Consider the following 20,666-nt stretch of genomic DNA (forward strand, 5'->3'; position numbering starts at 1 on the left):
GGGGTCCCGACCCGCGTTCCAGTCCCACCCCTGTACGCCCTTCCTCCCGCACGTTAAGCGCGCACGGGGGGTCCGGCGATCGGTGAGGGGCGAACGGGTGGTGCGCCCGGTCGGGGTGCGCCCATCCAGGTATTCGTCACATAAATGCCTGACGGGTCGTGACCTGCGGATCCGTCAGCAAACGCGAACGCCCTTCGGCGTGTCGCTCAACCGGGCGGCCCAAAGCCGGACATGCGCCGGTTGCGGAGCGCCCCGAGGGTTCGACGTGGGAGGCGTTCTCGTCGATCATCCCGGGCGACCGCTCCGGGGCGCTTCCCGTTGGAGGTTCCACCATGCGTGTTCTCCGCGCCCTCACCGTGGCCGCGGCGGCCTGCGTCGCCCTCGGCCTCAGTACCACGCTCGCCGTCGCTGACGCGGCGGGCGGCCCGCCACCGGGCAACGGCCGCGGCGGCGACGGCTCCGGCCGCGGCGGCGACGGACCCGGCCGCGGCGGCAACGGCTCCGGCAACGGGCCCAGCAACGTCACGGTCAACCCGTACTCCGTGCACCAGGGCGCCACGATGCAGGTCAGCGCCGCCGGCTGCGGCCACGGCGGCACGGTCTGGTCGCACGGCAACTTTCCGCAGACGAACCTGTCCGCCGGCTCCATCGGGTTCGCGACCGTGCGGATCTTCAACCACGCCTCGCCGGGCAACCACACGCTGTCGGTCAAGTGCCACGACAACAGCCTGGTCGCCACCCACCGCTTCACGATCCTGCGGGGCAACGGCGCCCAGGGCGGCATCGGCGGATCCATCGGCCCGTCCGCCGCCGAGACCGCCATCGGTGCGGGCCTCGTCGGTACGGCGGCCCTGGGCGCGGGCATCCACGTGGTGCGCCGTCGCCGCCCGGCCGGTGCCACGGGCTGACCGGCCGACCTCCCCGGGCAGCCCCGATTCGCCGGTCGCCCCGGGTCCTGGCACAGGACCCGGGGCGACCGGCGATCGAGCGCCGGTGCGTACGCTCAATGGCTGCGGCCGGTTCCGCGCCGCCGGACCACGTACGCCGTACCGGCGGACGCGGCGAGGAAGAACGCGGCGCCCGCGCCGAGTTCCAGGGGGTCCATGCCGGCCACACTGCCGCCGAGTCCGCCGCGCACCCCCAGGGCGCCGCTGCCGGAGGGCGCGGGAACTGAGCCCGCGGGGACGGGGGCAGCCGGGACGGAGCCGCGCGGGACCGGGGCTGCGGAGTTGCGCGGGACCGGGGCCGCGGGATTGCGCGAGACGCCGGCCGTGGAGCTGGTGGTCGGCCGGGTGGTGCCGCCGGCGATGGTGACATCGGCCGAGCCGGTCTCGCCGTTGCAGGTGAAGGAGACGGAGTACACGGCTCCGCGCCGGGCGTCCCGGTCCACGGTCACCCGCGCCGTCTGTCCGCGCGCGATGCTGACGGTGTCGAAGATTCCGGAGGAGGCCGTCGCGTAGGCGGCGTTGCAGCCGCTCACGGAGAGCACCGCCTGACCGCCGGGGGCCACCGTCGACGGGGTGACGGTGAAGCCGAACGAGGTCACGGCGGGCTGGGCCTCGGCCGCCGTCGCGGAGGGCATGCAGAGAGCGCCGAGCGCGAGGGCGGCGCCCGTGGCGCCGGCGCTCAGCAGGGCTGTGGCGGAGCTGCGTATCGCACCCATGGTTGATTCTCCGGATCCCCGAGGAGCAGCCGCGGAACGGTTTCCGCACGTGGGAGTTCGTGCGCCTCGATGTCCGCCACGCTAGGTGCGGGCCCGGTCACCCGCGATCAGTGACGGGCGAATGGGGCATGGCCGTAGGCCGAACCGGGGACGGGAGGCCCGCCCCCGGTTTGCCGGGCCGCCGGGACCCGGCTCAGTCGCCGAGGCCGAGGTGCGGGAACTGGCTGAGGAAGGGCTCGGCGGTCGCCGAGAAGCCCCGGCCGAACGGGGCGTCGAAGTCCCAGATCAGGAACAGCAGGAACGCGATCAGGGCACTGAACAGGCCCGCCAGCAGCATCTCGCGGAACGAGCGCCGGATCTGCAGGGTGAAGATCAGGCCGACCGTCACCAGCGCCCCCGCGATCAGCCCGAACCAGACCACCCCCGGCATCGTCGCCCCCGCGCCCGCGCCACGGGAGCTGCGGGCGTCGTCCACCGCGGCGACCTGGTCCACGAGGGGCTGGTAGGCCTGCCCCTCGTGGTCGGTCTGCGGGTCGTAGTCCGTCACGTCCCGGCGGATGCGTTCCAGCAGCTCCCCGCCGTGGTCGGTGAGAGTGCCGCTCTCCGCCATCTCCGCCCACTCGGTGCGCACCACGTACGTCACGTACGCGTCGACGTCGGCGCGGATCTTCTTGCGCACCTCGACCGGATAGACCTCGGAACGGACGCTGACCTCGTGCAGGGCCTGCGCCTCCTGGCGCACGTACTCCTGGGCGGCGCCGCGGCCCTCCCAGACGCCCGCGATCGCCAGGCCCAGCACGATCGCGTAGATCACCCCGATCATCATCGTCATGTACTCGATGACGTCCGGGGTTTCGTTCGGATCGTCGTTGTCGCCGATCCGCCGGTGGTTGAAGAAGGCGATGGACAGCACCACGGCGCACGCGGCTGCCATCGCGATGGAAAGGACGAGCCATTCCGACAAGATGACTCCAAATCGGTCGGACGGGCGCTGACCGCCGAGGGGCAGGGCGGCGGTGGCGCGGCTAGCGCGGGCGCAGCGCGACGATCGCGAGCACCGCGGGGGCCGAGGTCAGCAGGGTGAAGGTGACGGGCGAGATGTGGTGCTCGACCGGCTTGCGGGCCGGCGCGTGGTACGTCGGGCGCGCCACCGGCTTGGGCGGTGGCGGCGGGGTCACCACCGGGGCGGGGGGCGCCGGTGGTGGCGGTGGTGCCGGTGGTGGTGCCGGGGCCCGCTGGACGCGGAGCGGGGCCGGCTTCGGCGCGGGCGGCGTGGGCCGGGGCCCCGGCGGCGGAGCCGGCGGTGGCGCGGGTTCGGGCGGCGGTGGCGTCGGCTTCGGGGGCGGCGTCGGTTTGGGCGGGGTCGGCTTCGGGGTGGGCGTGGGTGTGGGGGTGGGCGTGGGCGTCGGTGTCGGCTTCGGTGGGCACGGCGGGGGAGGCGGCGGGCAGTGGGGGCGGCCGTGGCCGTGGCCATGCCCGCTGCCGTGGCCGTTCCCGTGGCCGTTTCCATGACCGTTTTCATGGCTGCCGCCGTGATGTCCGCCACCCCGGGAAGCTCCGCCCCCGCCGTAGGCGACGGCCGCGAGCGCCCTGGCGACGGTCGCTTCGTCGCCGGCGTCGATCGTCGCGTAGGCACGGCTGTCAGCCACGGCCGGTGTGGTGGCGAGCGCCGCCCACAGCAGGACCGGGACCGCCAGCAGGCGCCGGGCACAGGCTCTGTTCACCCGGGGAGCATGGGCCCGCGCGCGCCCGCGCACGCTCGGCCCCGCCTCGGTTCGCCTGAACGGGCGGAGTTGGGACCCTATGGGTTTGAGCCAGTCTTCGATGGGGTTCGGTCACGAGTCGATCAATCCGCAAAAGGGATGTGTCGGATTCGCTCATAGGTGGTGCGGAGTGCCTCGTCCCCCTTTGATGTGTGACCAAGAACGGATCGCCAATTTCCGCTTTGGCTCGCTCCGTTGGTCAATGATCAGTACATTCGGCTCGGACAGGAGTCCGACACGAGTCCGACACGTCCGGACCACGGAATCACTACGGCTTGGAGAACCCGATGGAGCGCCCCGCCTGGGCCCCGCCAGGCATCGACATATCGGTGCCGAGCGTGTCCCGCATCTACGATTACTACCTGGGCGGCTCGCACAATTTCGAGGTCGACCGCCAGGCCGCCCGACGCGCCATGGAATTCATGCCGGGGCTCCCCAAGATCATGCAGGCGAACCGGGCATTCATGCGCCGCGCCGTCCGCTACGCCGTAGGCCAGGGCGTCACCCAGTTCCTCGACATCGGCTCCGGCATCCCCACCTTCGGCAATGTCCACGAGATCGCCCGGGCCGCGAGCCCCGAGGCGCGCGTGGTCTACGTCGACCACGACCCGGTCGCCGTCGCGCACAGCCGCGCCGTCCTGGCCGGGGACGACCGAGCCGACATCGTCGCCGCCGACCTGCGCAAGCCCCAGGAGATCCTGGCCGCCCCCGAGGTCGGCCGGCTCCTGGACCTCAGCCGCCCCGTCGCGCTCCTGCTCGTCGCCGTCCTGCACTTCCTGGAGGACGCGGACGACCCGTACGCCGCCGTCGCCGGACTGCGTGACGCGCTCGCCCCGGGAAGCCTGCTGGTCCTCACCCACGCCTCGTACGAGGGGATCCCGCTCACCGAGGAGGTCGCGGCCGGCACCGTCGGCGTCTACCGCGACATCCGCAACCCGCTCGTCATGCGCAGCGGAGCGGAGATCACCCGGTTCTTCGACGGCTTCGAGCTGGTCGAGCCCGGCGTCGTGGCGATGCCGAACTGGCGGCCCGACGGTGCGTCCGGCGCCGCGGACGGCGAGGCTGCGGACGGCGAGGCGGCGGAAGACCCGTACGCCTTCTCCGGCTTCGGTGGTGTGGGGCGCAAGGCGTGAGACTCTCGGCCGCGGTGCCTGCCGGCACGCCGACACCCGACCCGGACTGTGCGCTGGAGGACCGGATCGGGCGGTTCGCCACCATCTGGGGGCGGGCCATCTTCCCCGTCACGGCGACCTCGCTGACCCGGCCCGAGTTCGAGCGCCACCTGGTGCCGCTCACCCGGACCCTCGTCGACGCCCTCCACGCCCGGCCCTTCGACGCCGCCGTCGCCCAGCGCGTCGGCGCCGACCTCGTCGCCGTGCACTGCACCGACCCCGAGGCGCTCGCGGGCACCCTCGGCGTGGTCGAGTCGTACCTGGTGCTCTACTGCGGGCCCGACGGCTCCGACGCCGAGGGCACCGAGGAGTACCGCTCCCGCTGCGCCCGCCTCCAGCACGGCATCGCAGCGGGATTCGCCCGCGCCCTGCGCGAGCGCACCCTGGGCGAGCAGGAGGCAATAGCCCGCTCCGCGCAGACCGCGCGCACCGATGCCCAGCAGGCTCTGCACGCCAGCGAGGCCCGCTTCCGCGCCGTCTTCGAGGGCGCCGCCATCGGCATCGGCATCGCCGACCTGGACGGCAACGTCCTGGAGGTCAACGACACGCTGCTGCAGATGTTCGGCGGCCTCGACGGGCACGTCCGCAGCCGCAACGTCAGCGAGTGGGGACACCCCGACGACACCCCGCACGTCTGGCAGATGTACGCCGAACTCGTACGCGGCGAGCGCGAGCACTACCGCGTGGAGAAGCCGTACTACCGGCACGACGGCACCGTGCTCTGGACCAACCTGACGGTCTCGCTGCTGCGCGACGCCGAGGGCCGGCCGCAGTACCAGCTGGCCCTGATGGAGGACACCACCGAGCGCCGGCTGCTGAACCTTCGGCTGCGCTACGAGGCCACCCACGACGCGCTGACCGGACTGCCCAACCGGACGCTGTTCTTCGAACGCCTGGAGAAGGCCCTGGGCGGCGCCGGCGGAAAGCACTTCGGCCTGTGCTACCTGGACCTCGACGGCTTCAAGGCCGTCAACGACAGCCTCGGCCACTCGGCGGGAGACCGGCTGCTCGTCGAGGTCGCGGACCGGTTGCAGAGCTGCGCGACCGGCCCCGGCGAGGTCGTCGCCCGGCTCGGCGGCGACGAGTTCGTGGCGCTCACCACCGGCTCCGACACCGACGAGAAGGCGACCGAACTCGCCGTCCGCATCCTGTCGGCGCTCTCCACCCCGATCCGGCTGGACGGCCGGGAGCTGTCGGTCCGGGGCAGCATCGGCATCGTCGAGGGCCCGGCCGGCGAGCGGACCCCGGCGGAGGTGCTGCGCAGCGCCGACATCACGATGTACCGGGCCAAGGCGGCCGGCGGCAACCGCTTCGAGTTCGCCGACGCGGAAGCCGACGCCCGGGCGATCACCCGGCACGGCTTGACCAACGCCCTGCCCGCGGCGCTGGAACGCGGCGAGTTCTTCATCGAATACCAGCCGCTGGTGCACCTGCACGACGGCAGCGTGCACGGCGCGGAGGCCCTCGTCCGCTGGTCCCACCCGCAGTACGGGGTGCTCGGCCCGGACCGCTTCATCCCCCTCGCCGAACGGACCGGGCTGATCGTGCCGCTCGGCCGCTGGGTCCTGGAGGAAGCCGTCCGCCAGGCCCGCAACTGGCAGCGCCAGCACGGCTGCTCCGCCCTGCGGGTCAACGTCAACCTCTCGCCGACCCAGCTGCACCACCCCGGCCTGGTCGCCGACACCGTGGCCGTCCTGGAGAACTCGGGCCTGGCCCCCGGCGCCCTGTGCCTGGAGGTCACCGAGTCGGCCCTGATAGGCGCCGACGACGAACTCCTGGAACCGCTGCGCCGGCTCGCCGCCCTCGGGGTGGACATCGCCCTCGACGACTTCGGCACCGGCTACTCGAACCTGGCGAACCTGCGGCGCCTGCCCGTCAGCGTCCTGAAGCTGGACCGCTCCTTCACCCAGGGGATGCAGCAGCAGCCGGCCGACCCCGTCGACGTCAAGATCGTGGAGGGCATCGTCGCCCTGGCCCACAGCCTCGAACTCGCCGTCACGGTCGAAGGCGTGGAAACCGGCGCCCAGGCGGCCCAACTCCGCGAGCTGGGCTGCGACACCGCCCAGGGCTGGTACTACGCCCGCCCAGGCGCCCCGGACCGCATCCACACCCTCTCCCTCTCAGACGCCGTCCCCACCTCCTGACCCCCTGCCCCCTGCCCCCGCCCCCTGCCCCCTGACCAGGGCCGGCCTCCCGGACCGGCCAGGGGCGGCCCCGGGGCGAGCCGGCCCCGGGTCGGGGTGCGGCCAGTGTCGGAGTTGGGCCCGGGTCGGGCGCCGGTTTCAGAGCCTGACCGGTTCAGAGTCGGACCGGTTCAGAGTCGGACTGGGCAAGGGGCGGGCTGGGTCAGAGTCGGACCGAGCCAGAGCCGGACCGGGTCAGGTGTGGGCCTGGCCAGATGTCGGCCCGGTCAGGTGTGGGCCTGGCCAGATGTCGGCCCCGGTCAGGGGTGGCCTTCAGGTCAGTCCAGGCCTGCCTCCGTGCCTCGGCCGGGTTCGCGGACGGCTGCCAGGACTCGCTCGTAGCGCCGCGCCGTGTCGGCGAGGAGTTCGGTGGCGACCGCGAGACGCTCCGCCTGGTACGCGTCGAGCGCCTCCTCCCCGGCCGGGCCGGTGAGGGCGGCGGCCAGCGACCGGCCGAGGGCGGCCGCGTCCTGGATGCCGGTGTTCATGCCCAGCCCGCCGGCGATGGGGTGGACGTGTGCCGCGTCCCCCGCGAGGAAGGCCCGGCCCTCGCGTATCCGGGTGGCCATGCGGACGTTGACCCGCCAGGAGGAGAGCCAGGTGGGGTCCGCGAGCCGGATCTCCGGCATGCGGGCGTGCCGCTCGAAGAGCCGCTGGAAGCTCTCCAGCGACGGCGGTAGCAACGCGCCCCGCTCGTCCGTCTCGGGCGCGGCCTGCAACTGGAAGGTGTCCGTCCCCGGCATCGGGCAGAGGAGTATCCCCGTCCCCTCCGAAGAGAACCACTGGTGCCAGAACTCGCGGCTGAGCCCCGGCGCCTTGACGTCGCCCAGGACCATCGCGGGCTCCTCCTCCCCGGTCCCCTCGAAGGGGATCCCGAGGAGCCGGCGGGTGGTGCTGCGCCCGCCGTCGCACCCCGCGAGGTAGCCGGCCGCGATCACGGCGCCGCCCTCCAGTTCCACGCGCACCCCGGCCGCGTCCTGGGTGAGCCCGGCGATCGCGCTCCCGTACTCCACGCGCACGCCGTACTCGGCCAGGCGGTCGCGGAGCACCTCCTCGATCTGCCACTGCCCCACGAGCACGCCGCCGTCGGTGACGGTGTCGTTGATGTGCCGCCCGTCGAAGTACTTGCGCAGCACCACGCGTGCGCTGCCCCGGGCCGCCACGGCCTCGGCCACGCCGAACTCCTCGAAGACTTCGAGGCTGCCTGGGCGGAGCCCCTTGGCGCGCGACTCGCGATGCGGAGCGGAGCGCTGTTCAACAACCCGTACGGCGATGCCGCGGCGGGCCAGGTCGCAAGCGAGCGTGAGGCCGGTGGGGCCGGCGCCCGCGATCAGTACATCGGTCATCGGAAGTCCTCCGCGTCTGTCTGTCGATGGCTCAAGGAAAGCGGCTTTCGAGGGAAAATGCAACCCGGTTAAAAAATTGACTCGGTTACGATCCCGCGCTAGGTTGTGTGCATGGAGAACACGACGGGTCTGCGAGAGAGCAAGAAGCTCCGTACGCGCCAGCAGCTGGCGGGTACGGCGCTGGAACTCTTCCTGGAGCGGGGATTCGATGCCGTGTCGGTGGCGGATGTCGCCGCAGCGGCCGAGGTCTCCAAGCCCACGCTGTTCCGGTACTTCCCGAGCAAGGAGGACCTGGTGCTCGACCGCTTCGCCGACCATCAGGACGAAGCAGCGCGCATCGTGCGCGATCGGGCCGCCGGTCAGACGCCGGTGGGCGCGGTGCATGCGCACTTCCTCGCCGCGCTCGCCGAGCGCGATCCGATCACGGGGCTCTGCGACCACCCGAACGTCGTCGCCTTCCAGGGGCTGATCTACTCCACCGCGAGCTTGGAGACCCGGATCGCCCACTACACCGCCCGCGAGGTCGAGCTGCTCGCCGGCGTACTCGAAGCGGAGTCGGTCGACCCGCTGGCCGCGCGGCTCGCGGCCATGCATGTCGTTGCGGTGCGCCATGAATTGGGGCGGGAGAACTGGCGGCGGATCGACTCCGGCCTCACCGCCGACGAAGCCCACCCGGCCGCCGTCGCCGACGCCGACCGAGCCTTCGCCATGCTCGCCTCCGGCTTGGACGGGGCGCTGTCCATACGCTCGGCCTGACGGCCTTGGCTGCGGGGTCTGAGGCAGTCCGGGGGCCGGGGGGCCGGGGGTGGGGTGGACGGGGCGCTGATGCGTTGGCGGGCGGGTCGGGGAGGGGTGTTGCGTGTTTGAGGTGCCGGTTGTCGTCTCGCCGTGCGTGCTTGTGGGGGATCGATGACCCCGACGGCGAAGTCGTAGGGGCGGCGCTGGGGAGGTCGGGGCCGTCTCCGGTGGTGACTGGTGGGGCTGTGGCGGGCCTGTCGTCGCTTCCGGGTGTCGAGGTCGGGGCTGGGTGGAGAGGGTGGCCTTCGGTGGGCTGCTGATGTGCGCTTCCCGTGCCCCCGCCGCTGGCCGTGGACTGCGGTGAGTGGGGCGGCCGGGGGCCGTATCGCCTCAGGGGGTGGTGGTCCGATGGCTTAGTTGCGGGTCCAGGGCAGGGTGAGCGGGTCGCGAATCCGGTTGCCGGTGCGGGTCGGTTCGGCTGCGAGGTTCTGGCCGAAGCCGGTCAGTAGCGTCAGCTCGGCGGTCAGCTCCAGCGAGCGCAGCGTGCGAGGCGTCGTCCGGGCTGCGTCCGCGATCGCCGCTGCGTACTTCGCGTCCGTTTTCGCGTTGCCCGGATACGGATCGGCGGTCCGTCGCATCGAGAGTCTGGGCGGCTGGGCAGCCTGGTAGCTCGCGATACGGGCCACGGCCAGTGGGAGGGCGTCGATCGGGGCCCACCGGGGCGTGCCGGACTTGGCTTTGAGGTTGTCGAAGACGGTCCGTCGCTCGGGTTCGCTGTGGGGCATCGGCTTGTCGAAGGCCTTCTTCCCGGCCGGGGCGGGACCCTGGTCGTGGTGAGCCGGCTTGCCGATGTCCATCCCGAGAAAGGCGTCTGCGTCTGCGATGTCGAACAGTGCTCCGCTTGCTGGAAGTTGACCTTGCCTGCCGCCCGCAGGCTGACCGGCGTTGCGCCGGGCCCCGTGGTGGCCGGACACCTCATCGGTGTCTCCGGCGGCACCTCCCGGGGGCATGCTGGGCCGGGGGCGCGGGTGGGGGTGTCAGTCCTCGGGATTCCTAGTGTGTCCGGCCTTGCGCCAGATCGCTGTCATTCCGAGAGCAAGGGCGGTCAGCGCCACGATCACGATGGAGACCTCGATCGCGCGGTGCAATAGCAGGTGTTCGATGAGGTCCGACGACATCGCTGTGGGGCCGGCCATCATCGACCGCCCCGGTCCCGCGAGCGGGGCGTTGCGGAAGTTCGTCCTTCGAGTCGGCGGGCGGCGGCGCGCAGGGCGGCCTTCGCAGCGGGGTCCGTGTAGCGGCGGACGTCGTCGAGCTTGCCCCGGCGCTTGAGCGTCAGGGCGACGGTGAAGAGCAGTAGTGCGGCTACCACCAAGCAGCCCGCCAACACGGCGAACCGGATGAGCATGACGTTGAGGAGGGTCTCCACGAGGGACCGCCTTTCGTTTTATCACGGCTGTGATACTTCCTTTCTAGCACACCCGTGATAGAACGGCTCCATGCCCAAGCACGTGGACCCGGACGCCCGCCGTCAGCAGGTCGTCGACGCGCTGTTCCGGGTCGTCGTCCGCGAGGGTCTCCACCGCACCTCGCTGCGAGGCGTGGCCAACGAGGCGCAGCTCAACATCGGATCCCTGCGCCACTACTTCGCCAGCCAGCAGGAGCTGATGCGGTTCGCGATGCAGTCGATGATCGACCGGGTGGGCGGCCGGCTGCTGGCACGCGTCGAGCAGATCGGAGACCTGGGCAGCCGCCCCCGCCCCGAGCAGCTACGGCTCGCGGCCGAACTGCTGGCGGAGCTCCTGCCGCTCGACGAGCGACGCCGCACCGAAGTCACCGTCTTCCTGGACTTCAACGCCGCCGCCCGCACCGACCCGGCCTTCGGTGACCTCGCGCGGAAGGTCGCCGAGGGCACCAGATGGCTGTTGCGTCGCATCCTCGCCCGGCTCGACGCGGCCGGCAGTCTGCGCCCCGGCCTCGACCTCGACATCGAGGCCGAGCGGCTGGCGGCGCTCGTCGACGGACTGGGCCTCAGCGGCGTCCTGCACCCTGACCTGCTGCCCCCGCAGAAATCCTGGGACGTGCTGCGCACCCATCTGGAGGGCCTGGCACGGGCCGGGTGAAGCAGCCGCACCCGTCCGCTCCGGGCCCCCCGACCCTCGTGTGGTGCGGGGGTGTCAGCCGGTCAGGATGCGTTGGAGTTCGCGGGCCGCGCGCGGGGGAGCGACGTCCGTGCGGTGGGCCAGGGCGATGGTGCGGCGCAGCGGGGAGCCGGCCAGCGGGGTGGTGCGCAGGCCCGGGTCGGCGTGGTCGACCACCATGGCCGGGACCACCGCGATGCCCAGGCCCGCGCGGACGAAGCCGAGTACGGCGTCCATCTCGCCGCCCTCCACCGTGAACACCGGCTCGAAGCCCGCCGCCCGGCAGGCGGTCACCGTCAGGTCCCGCAGGTCGTAGCCGTGCCGGAACATCACCATCGGCTCATCGCGCAACGCGGAGATCGTGAGCGGGCCGCCGCCCGCCGGCGGTGGCAGCTCCGCCGAGGACACCACGACCAGGTCCTCCGTCAGCAGCTCCACGGTGGTCAGCGCCGGCGCCGACGGCGGCAGCGGCAGCGCGATCAGCGCCAGGTCCAGCGCCCCGCGCGCCAGCTCCCGCACCAGGTCGAGCGACCCGCTCTCCTCGATCAGCAGCTCGATCCCCGGGTGCGCGGTGTGGAAGGCGCGCAGTACGCCCGGCAGCAGGCCCGTGCACACGCTCGGGGTGGCTCCCAGCCGCACCCGCCCGCGCCGCAGCTGCGCCAGCTCCTGCACCTCCAGGCGCGCCGTGTCCGCGTCCGCCAGGATCCGCCGCGCCAGCGGCAGCAGCGCCTCGCCCGCGTCGGTGAGCGCGATGTTGCCCCGCGCCCGGCTGAACAGCTCCGCCCCCAGTTCCCGTTCTAGCGCCTTGATCTGCTGGGACAGCGACGGCTGGGCCACATGCACCCGCTGCGCGGCGCGCGTGAAGTGCTGGGTCTCGGCGACGGCCACGAAGTACAGGAGCTGCTGGAACTGCATCGTCCCAGCGTAGCGCCCTGCATAGGGATGCTCTATCGATATCAGCTCCATCATGTCTTGGACCTTTCGGGGTCCCGGTCCCTAGCGTGTTGTGCCATGGCTCTGGCAACGCGGACGGGCCGACGGCCGTCCACCACGCGCACGCTCTGGGACTCCACCGTCGGCAAGAAGTCCGTGATGGCGGTATCCGGCGCGATCATGCTCGGCTACCTCGTCGCCCACATGTTCGGCAACCTCAAGATCTTCTTCGGTCCGGGCGACTTCAACGGCTACGCCCACTGGCTGCGCGGCATGGGAGCGCCGCTCCTGCACCACGAGTGGGCCCTGTGGATGGTCCGCGTCGTCCTGATCGCCGCCGTCATCGCCCACGGCGTCTCCGCCTACCAGCTCAGCCGCCGTGACATCAAGGCGCGCCCCGTCAAGTACGCCCACAAGCGGCGCCGCGCCAGCTACGCCACCCGCACCATGCGCTGGGGCGGCATCATCCTGGCCCTGTTCATCGTCTGGCACCTGCTCGACCTGACCACGCTCACCGTCAACGAGCGCGCCTGGGCCGGCCACCCCTACGAGAACGTCCTCGCCACCTTCTCCACCTGGTACGGCAACACGATCTACATCGTGGCGATGGTCGCGGTCGGCCTGCACGTCCGGCACGGCTTCTGGAGCGCCGCCCAGACCCTCGGCGCGGGCAACGCCCGCCGCGACCGCACCCTGAAGTTCCTGGCCAACGCCCTGGCCCTCGTCCTGTTCGCGGGCTTCGTGTCCGTCCCCGTCGCCGTCATGACCGGAGTGGTGAGCTGACCATGAGCGAATACGCCAACTACACCACCGGCGAGCCGATCTCCGACACCAAGGCGCCCGAAGGCCCCATCGCCGAGCGCTGGGACCGCCGCCGCTTCGAGGCCAAGCTCGTCAACCCGGCCAACCGCCGCAAGCACACCGTCATCGTCGTCGGCACCGGCCTGGCCGGCGGGGCGGCCGGCGCCACCCTCGCCGAGCAGGGCTACCACGTCGTCCAGTTCTGCTACTCCGACTCCCCGCGCCGCGCCCACTCCATCGCCGCGCAGGGCGGCATCAACGCCGCGAAGAACTACCGCAACGACGGCGACTCGGTGCACCGCCTCTTCTACGACACCGTCAAGGGCGGCGACTTCCGCGCCCGCGAGTCCAACGTGCACCGCCTCGCCCAGATCTCCGTGGAGATCATCGACCAGTGCGTGGCCCAGGGCGTCCCCTTCGCCCGCGAGTACGGCGGCCTCCTCGACACCCGCTCCTTCGGCGGCGTCCAGGTCTCGCGCACCTTCTACGCCCGCGGCCAGACGGGCCAGCAGCTGCTGCTCGGCGCCTACCAGGCACTGTCCCGGCAGATCGCCGCCGGCAACGTGGAAATGCACGCCCGCACCGAGATGCTCGACCTGATCACGGTCGACGGGGTGGCCCGCGGCATCGTCGCCCGCGACCTGATCACCGGCAGCATCGAAACCCACTACGCCGACGCCGTCGTCCTGGCGAGCGGCGGCTACGGGAACGTCTTCTACCTCTCCACCAACGCCATGAACTCCAACGCGACCGCCATCTGGCGGGCGCACCGGCGCGGCGCCCACTTCGCCAACCCCTGCTTCACCCAGATCCACCCCACCTGCATCCCGCGCACCGGCGACCACCAGTCCAAACTCACCCTGATGAGCGAGTCCCTGCGCAACGACGGCCGCATCTGGGTCCCCAAGGCCAAGGGCGACACCCGCCCCGCCGCCGAGATCCCCGAGGCGGAGCGGGACTACTACCTGGAGCGGATCTACCCCTCCTTCGGCAACCTCGTCCCCCGCGACATCGCCTCCCGCGCCGCCAAGAACGTCTGCGACGAGGGCCGCGGCGTCGGCCCCGGCGGCCAGGGCGTCTACCTCGACTTCGCCGACGCCATCCGCCGCATGGGCCGCGACCAGGTCGCCGAGAAGTACGGCAACCTCTTCGAGATGTACGAGCGGATCACCGCCGAGAACCCGTACGAGGTCCCCATGCGGATCTACCCCGCCGTGCACTACACGATGGGCGGCCTGTGGGTGGACTACGACCTCCAGACCACCGTCCCCGGCCTGTTCGCGATCGGCGAGGCCAACTTCTCCGACCACGGCGCCAACCGCCTCGGCGCCTCCGCGCTGATGCAGGGCCTCGGCGACGGCTACTTCGTCCTGCCGTCCACCATCAACGACTACCTGGCCCGCCACCCGCACCAGGATTCCGTCGACGACGACCACCCCGAAGCCGCCGCGGCGATCCGCGAGACGCGCGACTGCCTGGCGAAACTCCTCGCCGTCGACGGCGACCGCACCCCCGACTCCTTCCACCGAGAAATCGGCGAACTCATGTGGGAGTACTGCGGAATGGCCCGCACCGACGCCGGCCTGCGCAAGGCCCTCGCCCGGATCCCCGAGATCCGCGAGGAGTTCTGGCGCCGCATCAAGGTCCCCGGCAGCGGCGCGGAGTTCAACCAGTCATTGGAGAAGGCCAACCGCATCGTCGACTACCTGGAACTCGCCGAGCTGATGTGCCTCGACGCCCTCCACCGCGCCGAATCCTGCGGCGGCCACTTCCGCGAGGAGTCCCAGACCCCCGACGGCGAAGCCGCCCGCCGCGACGAGGAGTTCGGCTACGCGGCCGCCTGGGAGTACCAGGGCACCGGCGCCGCCCCCGTCCTGCACAAGGAAGACCTCGTCTTCGAGTACGTCCACCCCACCCAGCGGAGCTACGCATGAAGCTCACCCTGCGCGTCTGGCGCCAGCACAACGCCGACGCCCCCGGCGCCATGGCCTCCTACGAGGTCGACGGCATCTCCCAGGACATGTCCTTCCTGGAAATGCTCGACACGCTCAACGAGGACCTCATCCTGCGCGGCGAGGACCCGGTCGCCTTCGACCACGACTGCCGCGAGGGCATCTGCGGCGCGTGCAGCCTCGTCATCAACGGCGACGCCCACGGCCCCGAGCGCACCACCACCTGCCAGCTGCACATGCGGTCCTTCGCCGACGGCGACACCATCGACGTCGAACCGTGGCGCGCCTCGGCCTTCCCCGTCGTCAAGGACCTCGTGGTGGACCGCAGCGCCTTCGACCGGATCATCCAGGCCGGCGGCTACATCACCGCCCCGACCGGCGCCGCGCCCGAGGCACACGCCACGCCCGTGCCCAAGCCGGCCGCCGACCACGCCTTCGAGCACGCCGAGTGCATCGGCTGCGGGGCCTGCGTGGCGGCCTGCCCCAACGGCTCGGCGATGCTCTTCACCTCCGCCAAGATCAACCACCTCAACGTGCTGCCGCAGGGCTCGCCCGAGCGCGAATCCCGGGTCCTCGACATGGTGGCCACGATGGACGACGAGGGCTTCGGCGGCTGCACCCTGACCGGCGAATGCGCCACGGCCTGCCCCAAGGGCATCCCGCTGCCCTCGATCGCCGCGATGAACAAGGAGTGGCTGCGCGCGCTCCGCAAGGGCTGACCCGCCACCGGGAACCAACCCGCCTCCCCGACCCCGTACGAGCGCCCGCCGGCCGTCCGCGACACCGGCGGCCCGGGCCCCCCGTCCCGTGGGCCGATCGGCTGACCCGATCCGCCGACCGGGCGCTCGTACGGCCCGATCCCCGCGCCGCGCCCCGGCGGGGTCCGGGCCATCGGCGACAGTGGGCCCCATGCCACATGCCCCCGCCGGGACCGGACCGCGCCGCCGCACCCTGCTGGCGGCCGCCGCCCTCGCCCCGCTGGCAGCGGCCGGCTGCACGGAGCAGGACGGCCCCCGCACCCGGGCCAACGGCCCGCAGGCCCCGCCCAAAGACGCCCTGATCATGGTCATCCGGCACGCGGAGCACCCGTACGCCGGAGCCACCGGCGAGGACGCCGAGGGCAACGAGGACCCCGGGTTCCTGGCCGGGCGCGGCTGGCGCCGGGCCGCCGAACTGCCCCGCCTCTTCCCGCCCGGCCGCCGGGGCTCACTGCCCCGGCCCGCCGCCGTCTTCGCCGCCGGCGGGAAGGCGCACGCGGCCCCCGCACACTCCCGCCAGACCGTGGAAGCACTGGCCAAGGCCCTGGGCACCCCGGTCCGCTCCGAGTTCGCGATCGGCGCCGAGACGGCCCTGGCCCACAGCGTCCTGGCCGCGCCGGCCCCCGTACTCGTCTGCTGGGAGCGCGCCGGCATCCCCCGCCTGGTCCGGGCCCTCGGCGCCCACCAGGTGCGCGGCGTCCCCGCCGCCTGGCCCGACCGGCACGACCTCGTCTGGACGTTCACCCGCACCCGGGGCGTGTGGAGCTTCCGCGAACTCCCGCAGCACCTGCTCCCCGGCGACGCCTGACCCCGCGCCCTGACCCCCGCGCCCGGAGGACCGGGCCCGGGGGAGCGTCAGACCCCGAGGGCCCGCGCGAGGTAGCCCGCCGTCCGGCTGCCCGGCGTACGGGCCACCTCGGACGGCGTGCCCGACGCGACCACGCGGCCGCCCTCCGCACCACCGCCCGGACCCAGGTCGATGACCCAGTCCGCGCCCGCCACCACTTCCATGTCGTGCTCCACGACCACCACCGAGTGCCCGGCCTCCACCAGCCCGTGCAACTGCCGCAGCAGCACCCGCACATCGGCCGGATGCAGCCCCGTCGTCGGCTCGTCCAGCAGGTACAGGGTGTGATCGCGGCGCAGCCGCTGCAACTCCGTCGCCAGCTTGATGCGCTGCGCCTCGCCACCCGACAGCTCCGTGGCCGGCTGCCCCAGCCGCAGGTAGCCCAGCCCGATGTCCTCCAGCGCGCGCAGGCTGCGCGCCGCCGCCGGGACCTGCGCGAAGAACACGGCCGCCGCCTCCACCGTCAGCGACAGCACCTCCGCGATGGTCAGCCCCTCGTACCGCACCTGGAGGGTCTCCGCGTTGTACCGCGCCCCGCCGCACTGCGGGCACGGCGCGTACGTGCTCGGCAGGAACAGCAGCTCCACCGAGACGAACCCCTCGCCCTGGCAGGTCTCGCAGCGCCCGCCCGGCACGTTGAAGGAGAACCGGCCCGCCTTCCAGCCGCGCGCCCGCGCCTCGTCGGAGGCCGTGAAGAGCCTGCGCACCACGTCGAACAGCCCCGTGTACGTCGCCAGATTGGACCGAGGCGTCCGGCCGATCGGTTTCTGGTCCACTTCCACCAGGCGCCGTACGGGGAACCCGGGCTCCGCCAGCCGCCCGGCCACCTCACCGGCGAGGGCCTGGCCCACCAGCGTGGACTTCCCGGAACCCGACACCCCGGTCACGGCGGTGAACACCCCGAGCGGGAACTCGGCCGTCACCCCGCGCAGGTTGTGCCGGTCGACCCCGCTGAGCCGTACCGCACCGCGCGCCTCCCGGACCGGGCGCGGACGCTCCGGCGACTCCAGGGAGGCGAACAGGTGCCGCGCCGTCGCCGACTCCGCCATGTCCGCCAGCCCCGCCGGCGGCCCGCTGTGCAGGACCCGCCCTCCGTGCTCCCCGGCCAGCGGCCCGACGTCCACCAGCCAGTCCGCGTGCCGCACCACGTCCAAGTCGTGCTCCACCACGAACACCGTGTTCCCGGCCGCCTTCAGCCGGTCCAGTACGGTCAGCAGCGCCTCGGTGTCGGCCGGGTGCAGCCCCGCCGACGGCTCGTCCAGTACGTACACCACCCCGAACAGGCCCGACTTCAGCTGTGTCGCCAGCCGCAGCCGCTGCAACTCGCCCGCCGACAGCGAGGGTGCGGTCCGGTCCAGGCTCAGATAGCCGAGCCCGAGCTCCGTGACGGGCGCGATCCGCGCCCGCAGGTCCTCGGCGAGCACCCGGGCCGCCTCACCACCGGGCGGCGCGGAAGCCAGTACGCCGTCCAGCTCGGTCAGCGGCACCGCCGCCAGCTCCGCGATCGTACGGCCCGCGAACGTCACGGCCAGGGCCTCGGGTCGCAGCCGCCGCCCCTGGCACACCGGGCACGGGGAGTCGGTGAGGAACTTCTCCGCGCGGGCCCGCAGCGACGCGCTCTTGCTGTCCGCGAAGGTCCGCATCACATAGCGGTGGGCGCTCATGTACGTGCCCTGGTAGGGCCGCTGGATCCGCTCGGCCTCCCGCACCGGGTGCACCGTGACCACCGGCTGTTCCTCGGTGAACAAGATCCACTCGCGGTCCCGCGCGGGCAGCTCCCGCCAGGGCGCGTCCACGTCGTGGCCGAGCGCCTCCAGGATGTCGCGCAGGTTCTTGCCCTGCCATGCTCCCGGCCAGGCCGCGATGGCACCCTGACGGATCGACAGGTCCGGATCGGGTACGAGGAGTTGCTCGTCGGTACGGTGGATCCGCCCGATGCCGTGACAGGACGGGCAGGCGCCGGCGGCGGTGTTGGGGGAGAAGGCGTCGGAGTCCAGGCGCTCCGCCCCCGGCGGGTACGCCCCGGCCCGCGAGTACAGCATGCGCAGGGAGTTCGACAGCAGGGTCACCGTCCCCACCGAGGACCGCGAGCCGGGCGTCGAGCGGCGCTGCTCCAGCGACACGGCGGGCGGCAGCCCGGTGACGGAGTCGACCTTCGGGGCGCCGATCTGGTGGATCAGCCGGCGGGCGTAGGGGGCCACGGACTCGAAGTAACGGCGCTGGGCCTCGGCGTAGAGCGTGCCGAAGGCCAGCGAGCTCTTCCCGGAGCCGGAGACCCCGGTGAACACGGTCAGCGCGTCGCGCGGGATGTCCACGTCGACGCCGCGCAGATTGTGCTCCCGGGCGCCCCGGACGCGGACGTAGGGATCGGTGGACTGGTGCATTCGCCCTAGTTTAGGGCGCCGGTCTCGGCGCCGCCGCGAGCGGCCCGGCGGGCGGCGTAGCGGACGCCGTAGCCGGCGCCGTCGTGCGCGCGAGCCCGGCCAGGCGGGCCAGCCGGCCGAAGGAGTCCAACAGGGCCGTCCGGTCGTACGTCGAGGTGGTGACCAGCAGCTCGTCCGCCCCCGTCGCCGCCCGGACCCGCTCCAGCTCGGCCGCGACCTGCTCCTCGGTGCCGAAGACGTGCCCGGCGAGCGCGCCCTCGTACAGCTCCCGCTCCTTCGCCGTCATGGCCAGCGCCTCCACCTCCCCGGCGGGGCGCAGCGGCGGGAAACTGCCCCGGGTCCGGGAGTACGCGAGCGCCCACGCCTCCGGGACCAGGATCCGGCGGGCCTCCTCCGCCGTGGCGGCCACCGCGACCGTCCCGGAGACCACCACGTACGGCTCCGCGCCCCGGGCCGAGGGCCGGAACGCCGCGCGGTACCCCTCGATGATCTCCACGACCCTGTCACGGGCCCGCAGGTCACCCACCACCAGCGGCAGCCCGGCCCGCGCGGCGATCCCCGCGCCCTCGCCGGTCGCCAGCACGAACGCCGGGATCCGCAGCCCCTCCGCGGGACGGGCGTGCACCTCGGGATGCGCCCGCTGGGTGCCGTCGATCCAGCCGAGCAGTTCGGCGAGCTGCTCCTCGAAGGCGTCGGCGTCGGCGGTGTCACGGCCGAGCGCGCGCCGGATGCCGCCCGTGAAGCCCACGGACCGGCCGAGCCCCATGTCGATCCGCCCGGGGAAGAGGGCCTCCAGGACCCCGAACTGCTCGGCGACGACCAGCGGCTGATGGTTGGGCAGCATCACCCCGCCCGTGCCGACCCGGATCCGGCCGGTCGCGCCGGCGACGGCGGCGGCCAGCACGGTGGGGGCGGAACCGGCGACCCCGGGAACGCTGTGGTGCTCCGAGACCCAGAAGCGGCGGTACCCGAGCCGGTCCGCGGCGCGGGCCAGCTCGACGGTGTCGCGCAGCGCCCCGGCGGCCGGGTGCCCTTCGCGGGTGCGGGAGCGGTCGAGGACCGAGATTTCGCGGAACACACCCTCCTCAACGCCCCGGGGCGGCGGGCATTCCCGGGCGGCCGGACCGGGCCCGTTCCCCGCGCTTACGCTGGCCGCATGAGCGAGATCAGCAACGGACGGCCGCTGGCCGTGTTCGACATCGACAACACCCTGGCCGACACCGACCACCGCCAGCACTTCCTGGAGGGCCGGCCCCGCGACTGGGACGGCTTCTTCGGCGCGGCCCCGGCCGATCCGCCGCTCGCGCGCGGCGTGGAGCTGGCGGTGGAGAGCGCGGCGGACTGCGAGGTCGTGTACCTGACCGGCCGTCCGGAGCGGTGCCGGGCCGACACCGAGGAGTGGCTCGCCCGGCACGGGCTGCCCGAGGGGCGGCTGTGGATGCGCGGCGATCAGGACCGCCGCCCGGCGCGCACGACGAAGCTGGAGGTGCTGAAGCGGATCTCGCGGGGGCGCCAGGTGCGGATGCTGGTGGACGACGACGAGCTGGTCTGCCAGGCGGCGCGCGCGGCGGGCTTCAGCGTGGTGCTCGCGAACTGGGCGGCGGACGCGCCCGAGCTCAAGTCCGCCCAGGAGGGCGAGGGCCGCACCTGAACCCCGTACGCCCTGAACCTCGTACGCCCTGAGCCCCGTACGCCCCGCGCCCCGCTCTCGCGCCCGGGGGGGCCGGCGGGGGTCAGTCCTCGCCTTCGAGGCGGAAGCCCACCTTGAGGCCGACCTGGTAGTGCGCGATCTCGCCGTTCTCGATGTGCCCGCGCATCTGAGTGACCTCGAACCAGTCCAGGTTGCGCAGGGTCTGGCCCGCCCGCGCGAGCCCGTTGCGGATGGCCTGGTCGATGCCCTCGTCGGAAGTGCCGACGATCTCGGTCACCCGGTACGTGTGGTTGGACATGGGGCCTCCCGACCGTGGTCTCTGTTGCCTTGTTCC

20 protein-coding genes are annotated in these 20,666 nt (G+C 72.8%); 10 read left to right on the top strand and 10 right to left on the bottom strand.

From position 1 onward, the window contains the following. The first annotated feature begins 332 nt into the window (after positions 1-332). Positions 333-908 carry a hypothetical protein gene (locus tag IE248_RS09680; protein ID WP_190030403.1) on the top strand — a complete coding sequence of 192 codons (576 nt, stop codon included), beginning with the start codon at positions 333-335 and terminating at the stop codon, positions 906-908. Between the two features lie 95 nt (positions 909-1,003). Here the strand turns inward: IE248_RS09680 and IE248_RS09685 are convergent, their stop codons facing one another. The 3 genes from IE248_RS09685 to IE248_RS38145 all read right to left on the bottom strand — a co-directional run bounded on the left by IE248_RS09685 (position 1,004) and on the right by IE248_RS38145 (position 2,814). After that, complete coding sequence (locus IE248_RS09685; protein ID WP_190030404.1) at positions 1,004-1,663, bottom strand: hypothetical protein; 660 nt, start codon at positions 1,661-1,663, stop codon at positions 1,004-1,006. A gap of 193 nt (positions 1,664-1,856) precedes the next feature. Further along, positions 1,857-2,627 (bottom strand): bestrophin-like domain, encoded by a 771-nt coding sequence (locus IE248_RS09690; protein WP_008740266.1) that lies wholly within the window; start codon positions 2,625-2,627, stop codon positions 1,857-1,859. 61 nt (positions 2,628-2,688) lie between these two features. Beyond that, the gene (locus IE248_RS38145) at positions 2,689-2,814 is read right to left on the bottom strand and encodes a hypothetical protein (RefSeq protein ID WP_256382841.1); all 126 of its coding nucleotides are present in this window, start codon (positions 2,812-2,814) and stop codon (positions 2,689-2,691) included. Positions 2,815-3,713: 899 nt separating this feature from the next. Here IE248_RS38145 and IE248_RS09695 point away from each other — a divergent pair. Together IE248_RS09695 and IE248_RS09700 are read left to right on the top strand one after the other, a co-directional pair. Beyond that, entirely contained in the window at positions 3,714-4,559 is an 846-nt protein-coding gene (locus IE248_RS09695) for an SAM-dependent methyltransferase (RefSeq protein ID WP_037792291.1), read from the top strand. 14 nt (positions 4,560-4,573) lie between these two features. After that, complete coding sequence (locus tag IE248_RS09700) at positions 4,574-6,742, top strand: putative bifunctional diguanylate cyclase/phosphodiesterase (RefSeq protein WP_190030405.1); 2,169 nt, start codon at positions 4,574-4,576, stop codon at positions 6,740-6,742. Positions 6,743-7,059: 317 nt separating this feature from the next. Here the strand turns inward: IE248_RS09700 and IE248_RS09705 are convergent, their stop codons facing one another. After that, a complete protein-coding gene (locus tag IE248_RS09705; protein ID WP_190030406.1) occupies positions 7,060-8,127 on the bottom strand; it encodes an FAD-dependent monooxygenase in 1,068 nt (355 codons plus the stop codon). Between the two features lie 111 nt (positions 8,128-8,238). Between IE248_RS09705 and IE248_RS09710 the strand changes: the two genes are divergently transcribed. Next, on the top strand, positions 8,239-8,883 hold the full coding sequence (locus tag IE248_RS09710) for a TetR/AcrR family transcriptional regulator (protein ID WP_073796660.1): 645 nt from the start codon (positions 8,239-8,241) through the stop codon (positions 8,881-8,883). 395 nt (positions 8,884-9,278) lie between these two features. Here the strand turns inward: IE248_RS09710 and IE248_RS09715 are convergent, their stop codons facing one another. Beyond that, positions 9,279-9,722: an IS110 family transposase gene (locus IE248_RS09715; RefSeq protein ID WP_373301497.1), complete on the bottom strand. Its 444-nt coding sequence runs from the start codon at positions 9,720-9,722 to the stop codon at positions 9,279-9,281. A 338-nt stretch (positions 9,723-10,060) separates the two neighbouring features. After that, positions 10,061-10,294, bottom strand: a complete 234-nt coding sequence (locus IE248_RS09720; RefSeq protein WP_073796658.1) for a hypothetical protein — start codon at positions 10,292-10,294, stop codon at positions 10,061-10,063. Positions 10,295-10,364: 70 nt separating this feature from the next. Between IE248_RS09720 and IE248_RS09725 the strand changes: the two genes are divergently transcribed. Beyond that, positions 10,365-10,988 carry a TetR/AcrR family transcriptional regulator gene (locus tag IE248_RS09725; protein ID WP_190030407.1) on the top strand — a complete coding sequence of 208 codons (624 nt, stop codon included), beginning with the start codon at positions 10,365-10,367 and terminating at the stop codon, positions 10,986-10,988. Between the two features lie 54 nt (positions 10,989-11,042). Here the strand turns inward: IE248_RS09725 and IE248_RS09730 are convergent, their stop codons facing one another. Next, a complete protein-coding gene (locus IE248_RS09730; protein ID WP_008740276.1) occupies positions 11,043-11,921 on the bottom strand; it encodes a LysR family transcriptional regulator in 879 nt (292 codons plus the stop codon). A gap of 96 nt (positions 11,922-12,017) precedes the next feature. On the opposite strand from IE248_RS09730, the gene IE248_RS09735 reads away from it, so the two are divergent. The 4 genes from IE248_RS09735 to IE248_RS09750 all read left to right on the top strand — a co-directional run bounded on the left by IE248_RS09735 (position 12,018) and on the right by IE248_RS09750 (position 16,258). Further along, the gene (locus IE248_RS09735) at positions 12,018-12,722 is read left to right on the top strand and encodes a succinate dehydrogenase cytochrome b subunit (protein ID WP_073772837.1); all 705 of its coding nucleotides are present in this window, start codon (positions 12,018-12,020) and stop codon (positions 12,720-12,722) included. A gap of 2 nt (positions 12,723-12,724) precedes the next feature. Then, the gene (locus IE248_RS09740) at positions 12,725-14,674 is read left to right on the top strand and encodes a fumarate reductase/succinate dehydrogenase flavoprotein subunit (protein WP_073772838.1); all 1,950 of its coding nucleotides are present in this window, start codon (positions 12,725-12,727) and stop codon (positions 14,672-14,674) included. Then, positions 14,671-15,411 (top strand): succinate dehydrogenase/fumarate reductase iron-sulfur subunit, encoded by a 741-nt coding sequence (locus IE248_RS09745; protein WP_008740280.1) that lies wholly within the window; start codon positions 14,671-14,673, stop codon positions 15,409-15,411. The genes IE248_RS09740 and IE248_RS09745 overlap by 4 nt, the downstream gene beginning before the upstream one ends. A gap of 190 nt (positions 15,412-15,601) precedes the next feature. Continuing rightward, complete coding sequence (locus IE248_RS09750) at positions 15,602-16,258, top strand: hypothetical protein (RefSeq protein WP_229895201.1); 657 nt, start codon at positions 15,602-15,604, stop codon at positions 16,256-16,258. Between the two features lie 47 nt (positions 16,259-16,305). On the opposite strand, the gene IE248_RS09755 is transcribed toward IE248_RS09750, so the two are convergent. Beyond that, entirely contained in the window at positions 16,306-18,681 is a 2,376-nt protein-coding gene (locus IE248_RS09755; RefSeq protein WP_190030408.1) for an excinuclease ABC subunit UvrA, read from the bottom strand. Positions 18,682-18,691: 10 nt separating this feature from the next. Then, entirely contained in the window at positions 18,692-19,759 is a 1,068-nt protein-coding gene (locus IE248_RS09760) for an LLM class flavin-dependent oxidoreductase (protein WP_190030409.1), read from the bottom strand. A gap of 78 nt (positions 19,760-19,837) precedes the next feature. Here IE248_RS09760 and IE248_RS09765 point away from each other — a divergent pair, with 78 nt between their 5' ends. Then, positions 19,838-20,332 carry a phosphatase domain-containing protein gene (locus tag IE248_RS09765; RefSeq protein ID WP_190030410.1) on the top strand — a complete coding sequence of 165 codons (495 nt, stop codon included), beginning with the start codon at positions 19,838-19,840 and terminating at the stop codon, positions 20,330-20,332. Positions 20,333-20,414: 82 nt separating this feature from the next. Here the strand turns inward: IE248_RS09765 and IE248_RS09770 are convergent, their stop codons facing one another. Next, a complete protein-coding gene (locus tag IE248_RS09770) occupies positions 20,415-20,630 on the bottom strand; it encodes a dodecin (RefSeq protein WP_037792278.1) in 216 nt (71 codons plus the stop codon). Positions 20,631-20,666: the final 36 nt, after the last annotated feature.

Origin of the sequence: Streptomyces goshikiensis (genome assembly GCF_014650555.1) — a bacterium.
In the GTDB taxonomy this organism is placed as follows: Bacteria; Actinomycetota; Actinomycetes; order Streptomycetales; family Streptomycetaceae; genus Streptomyces; species Streptomyces goshikiensis.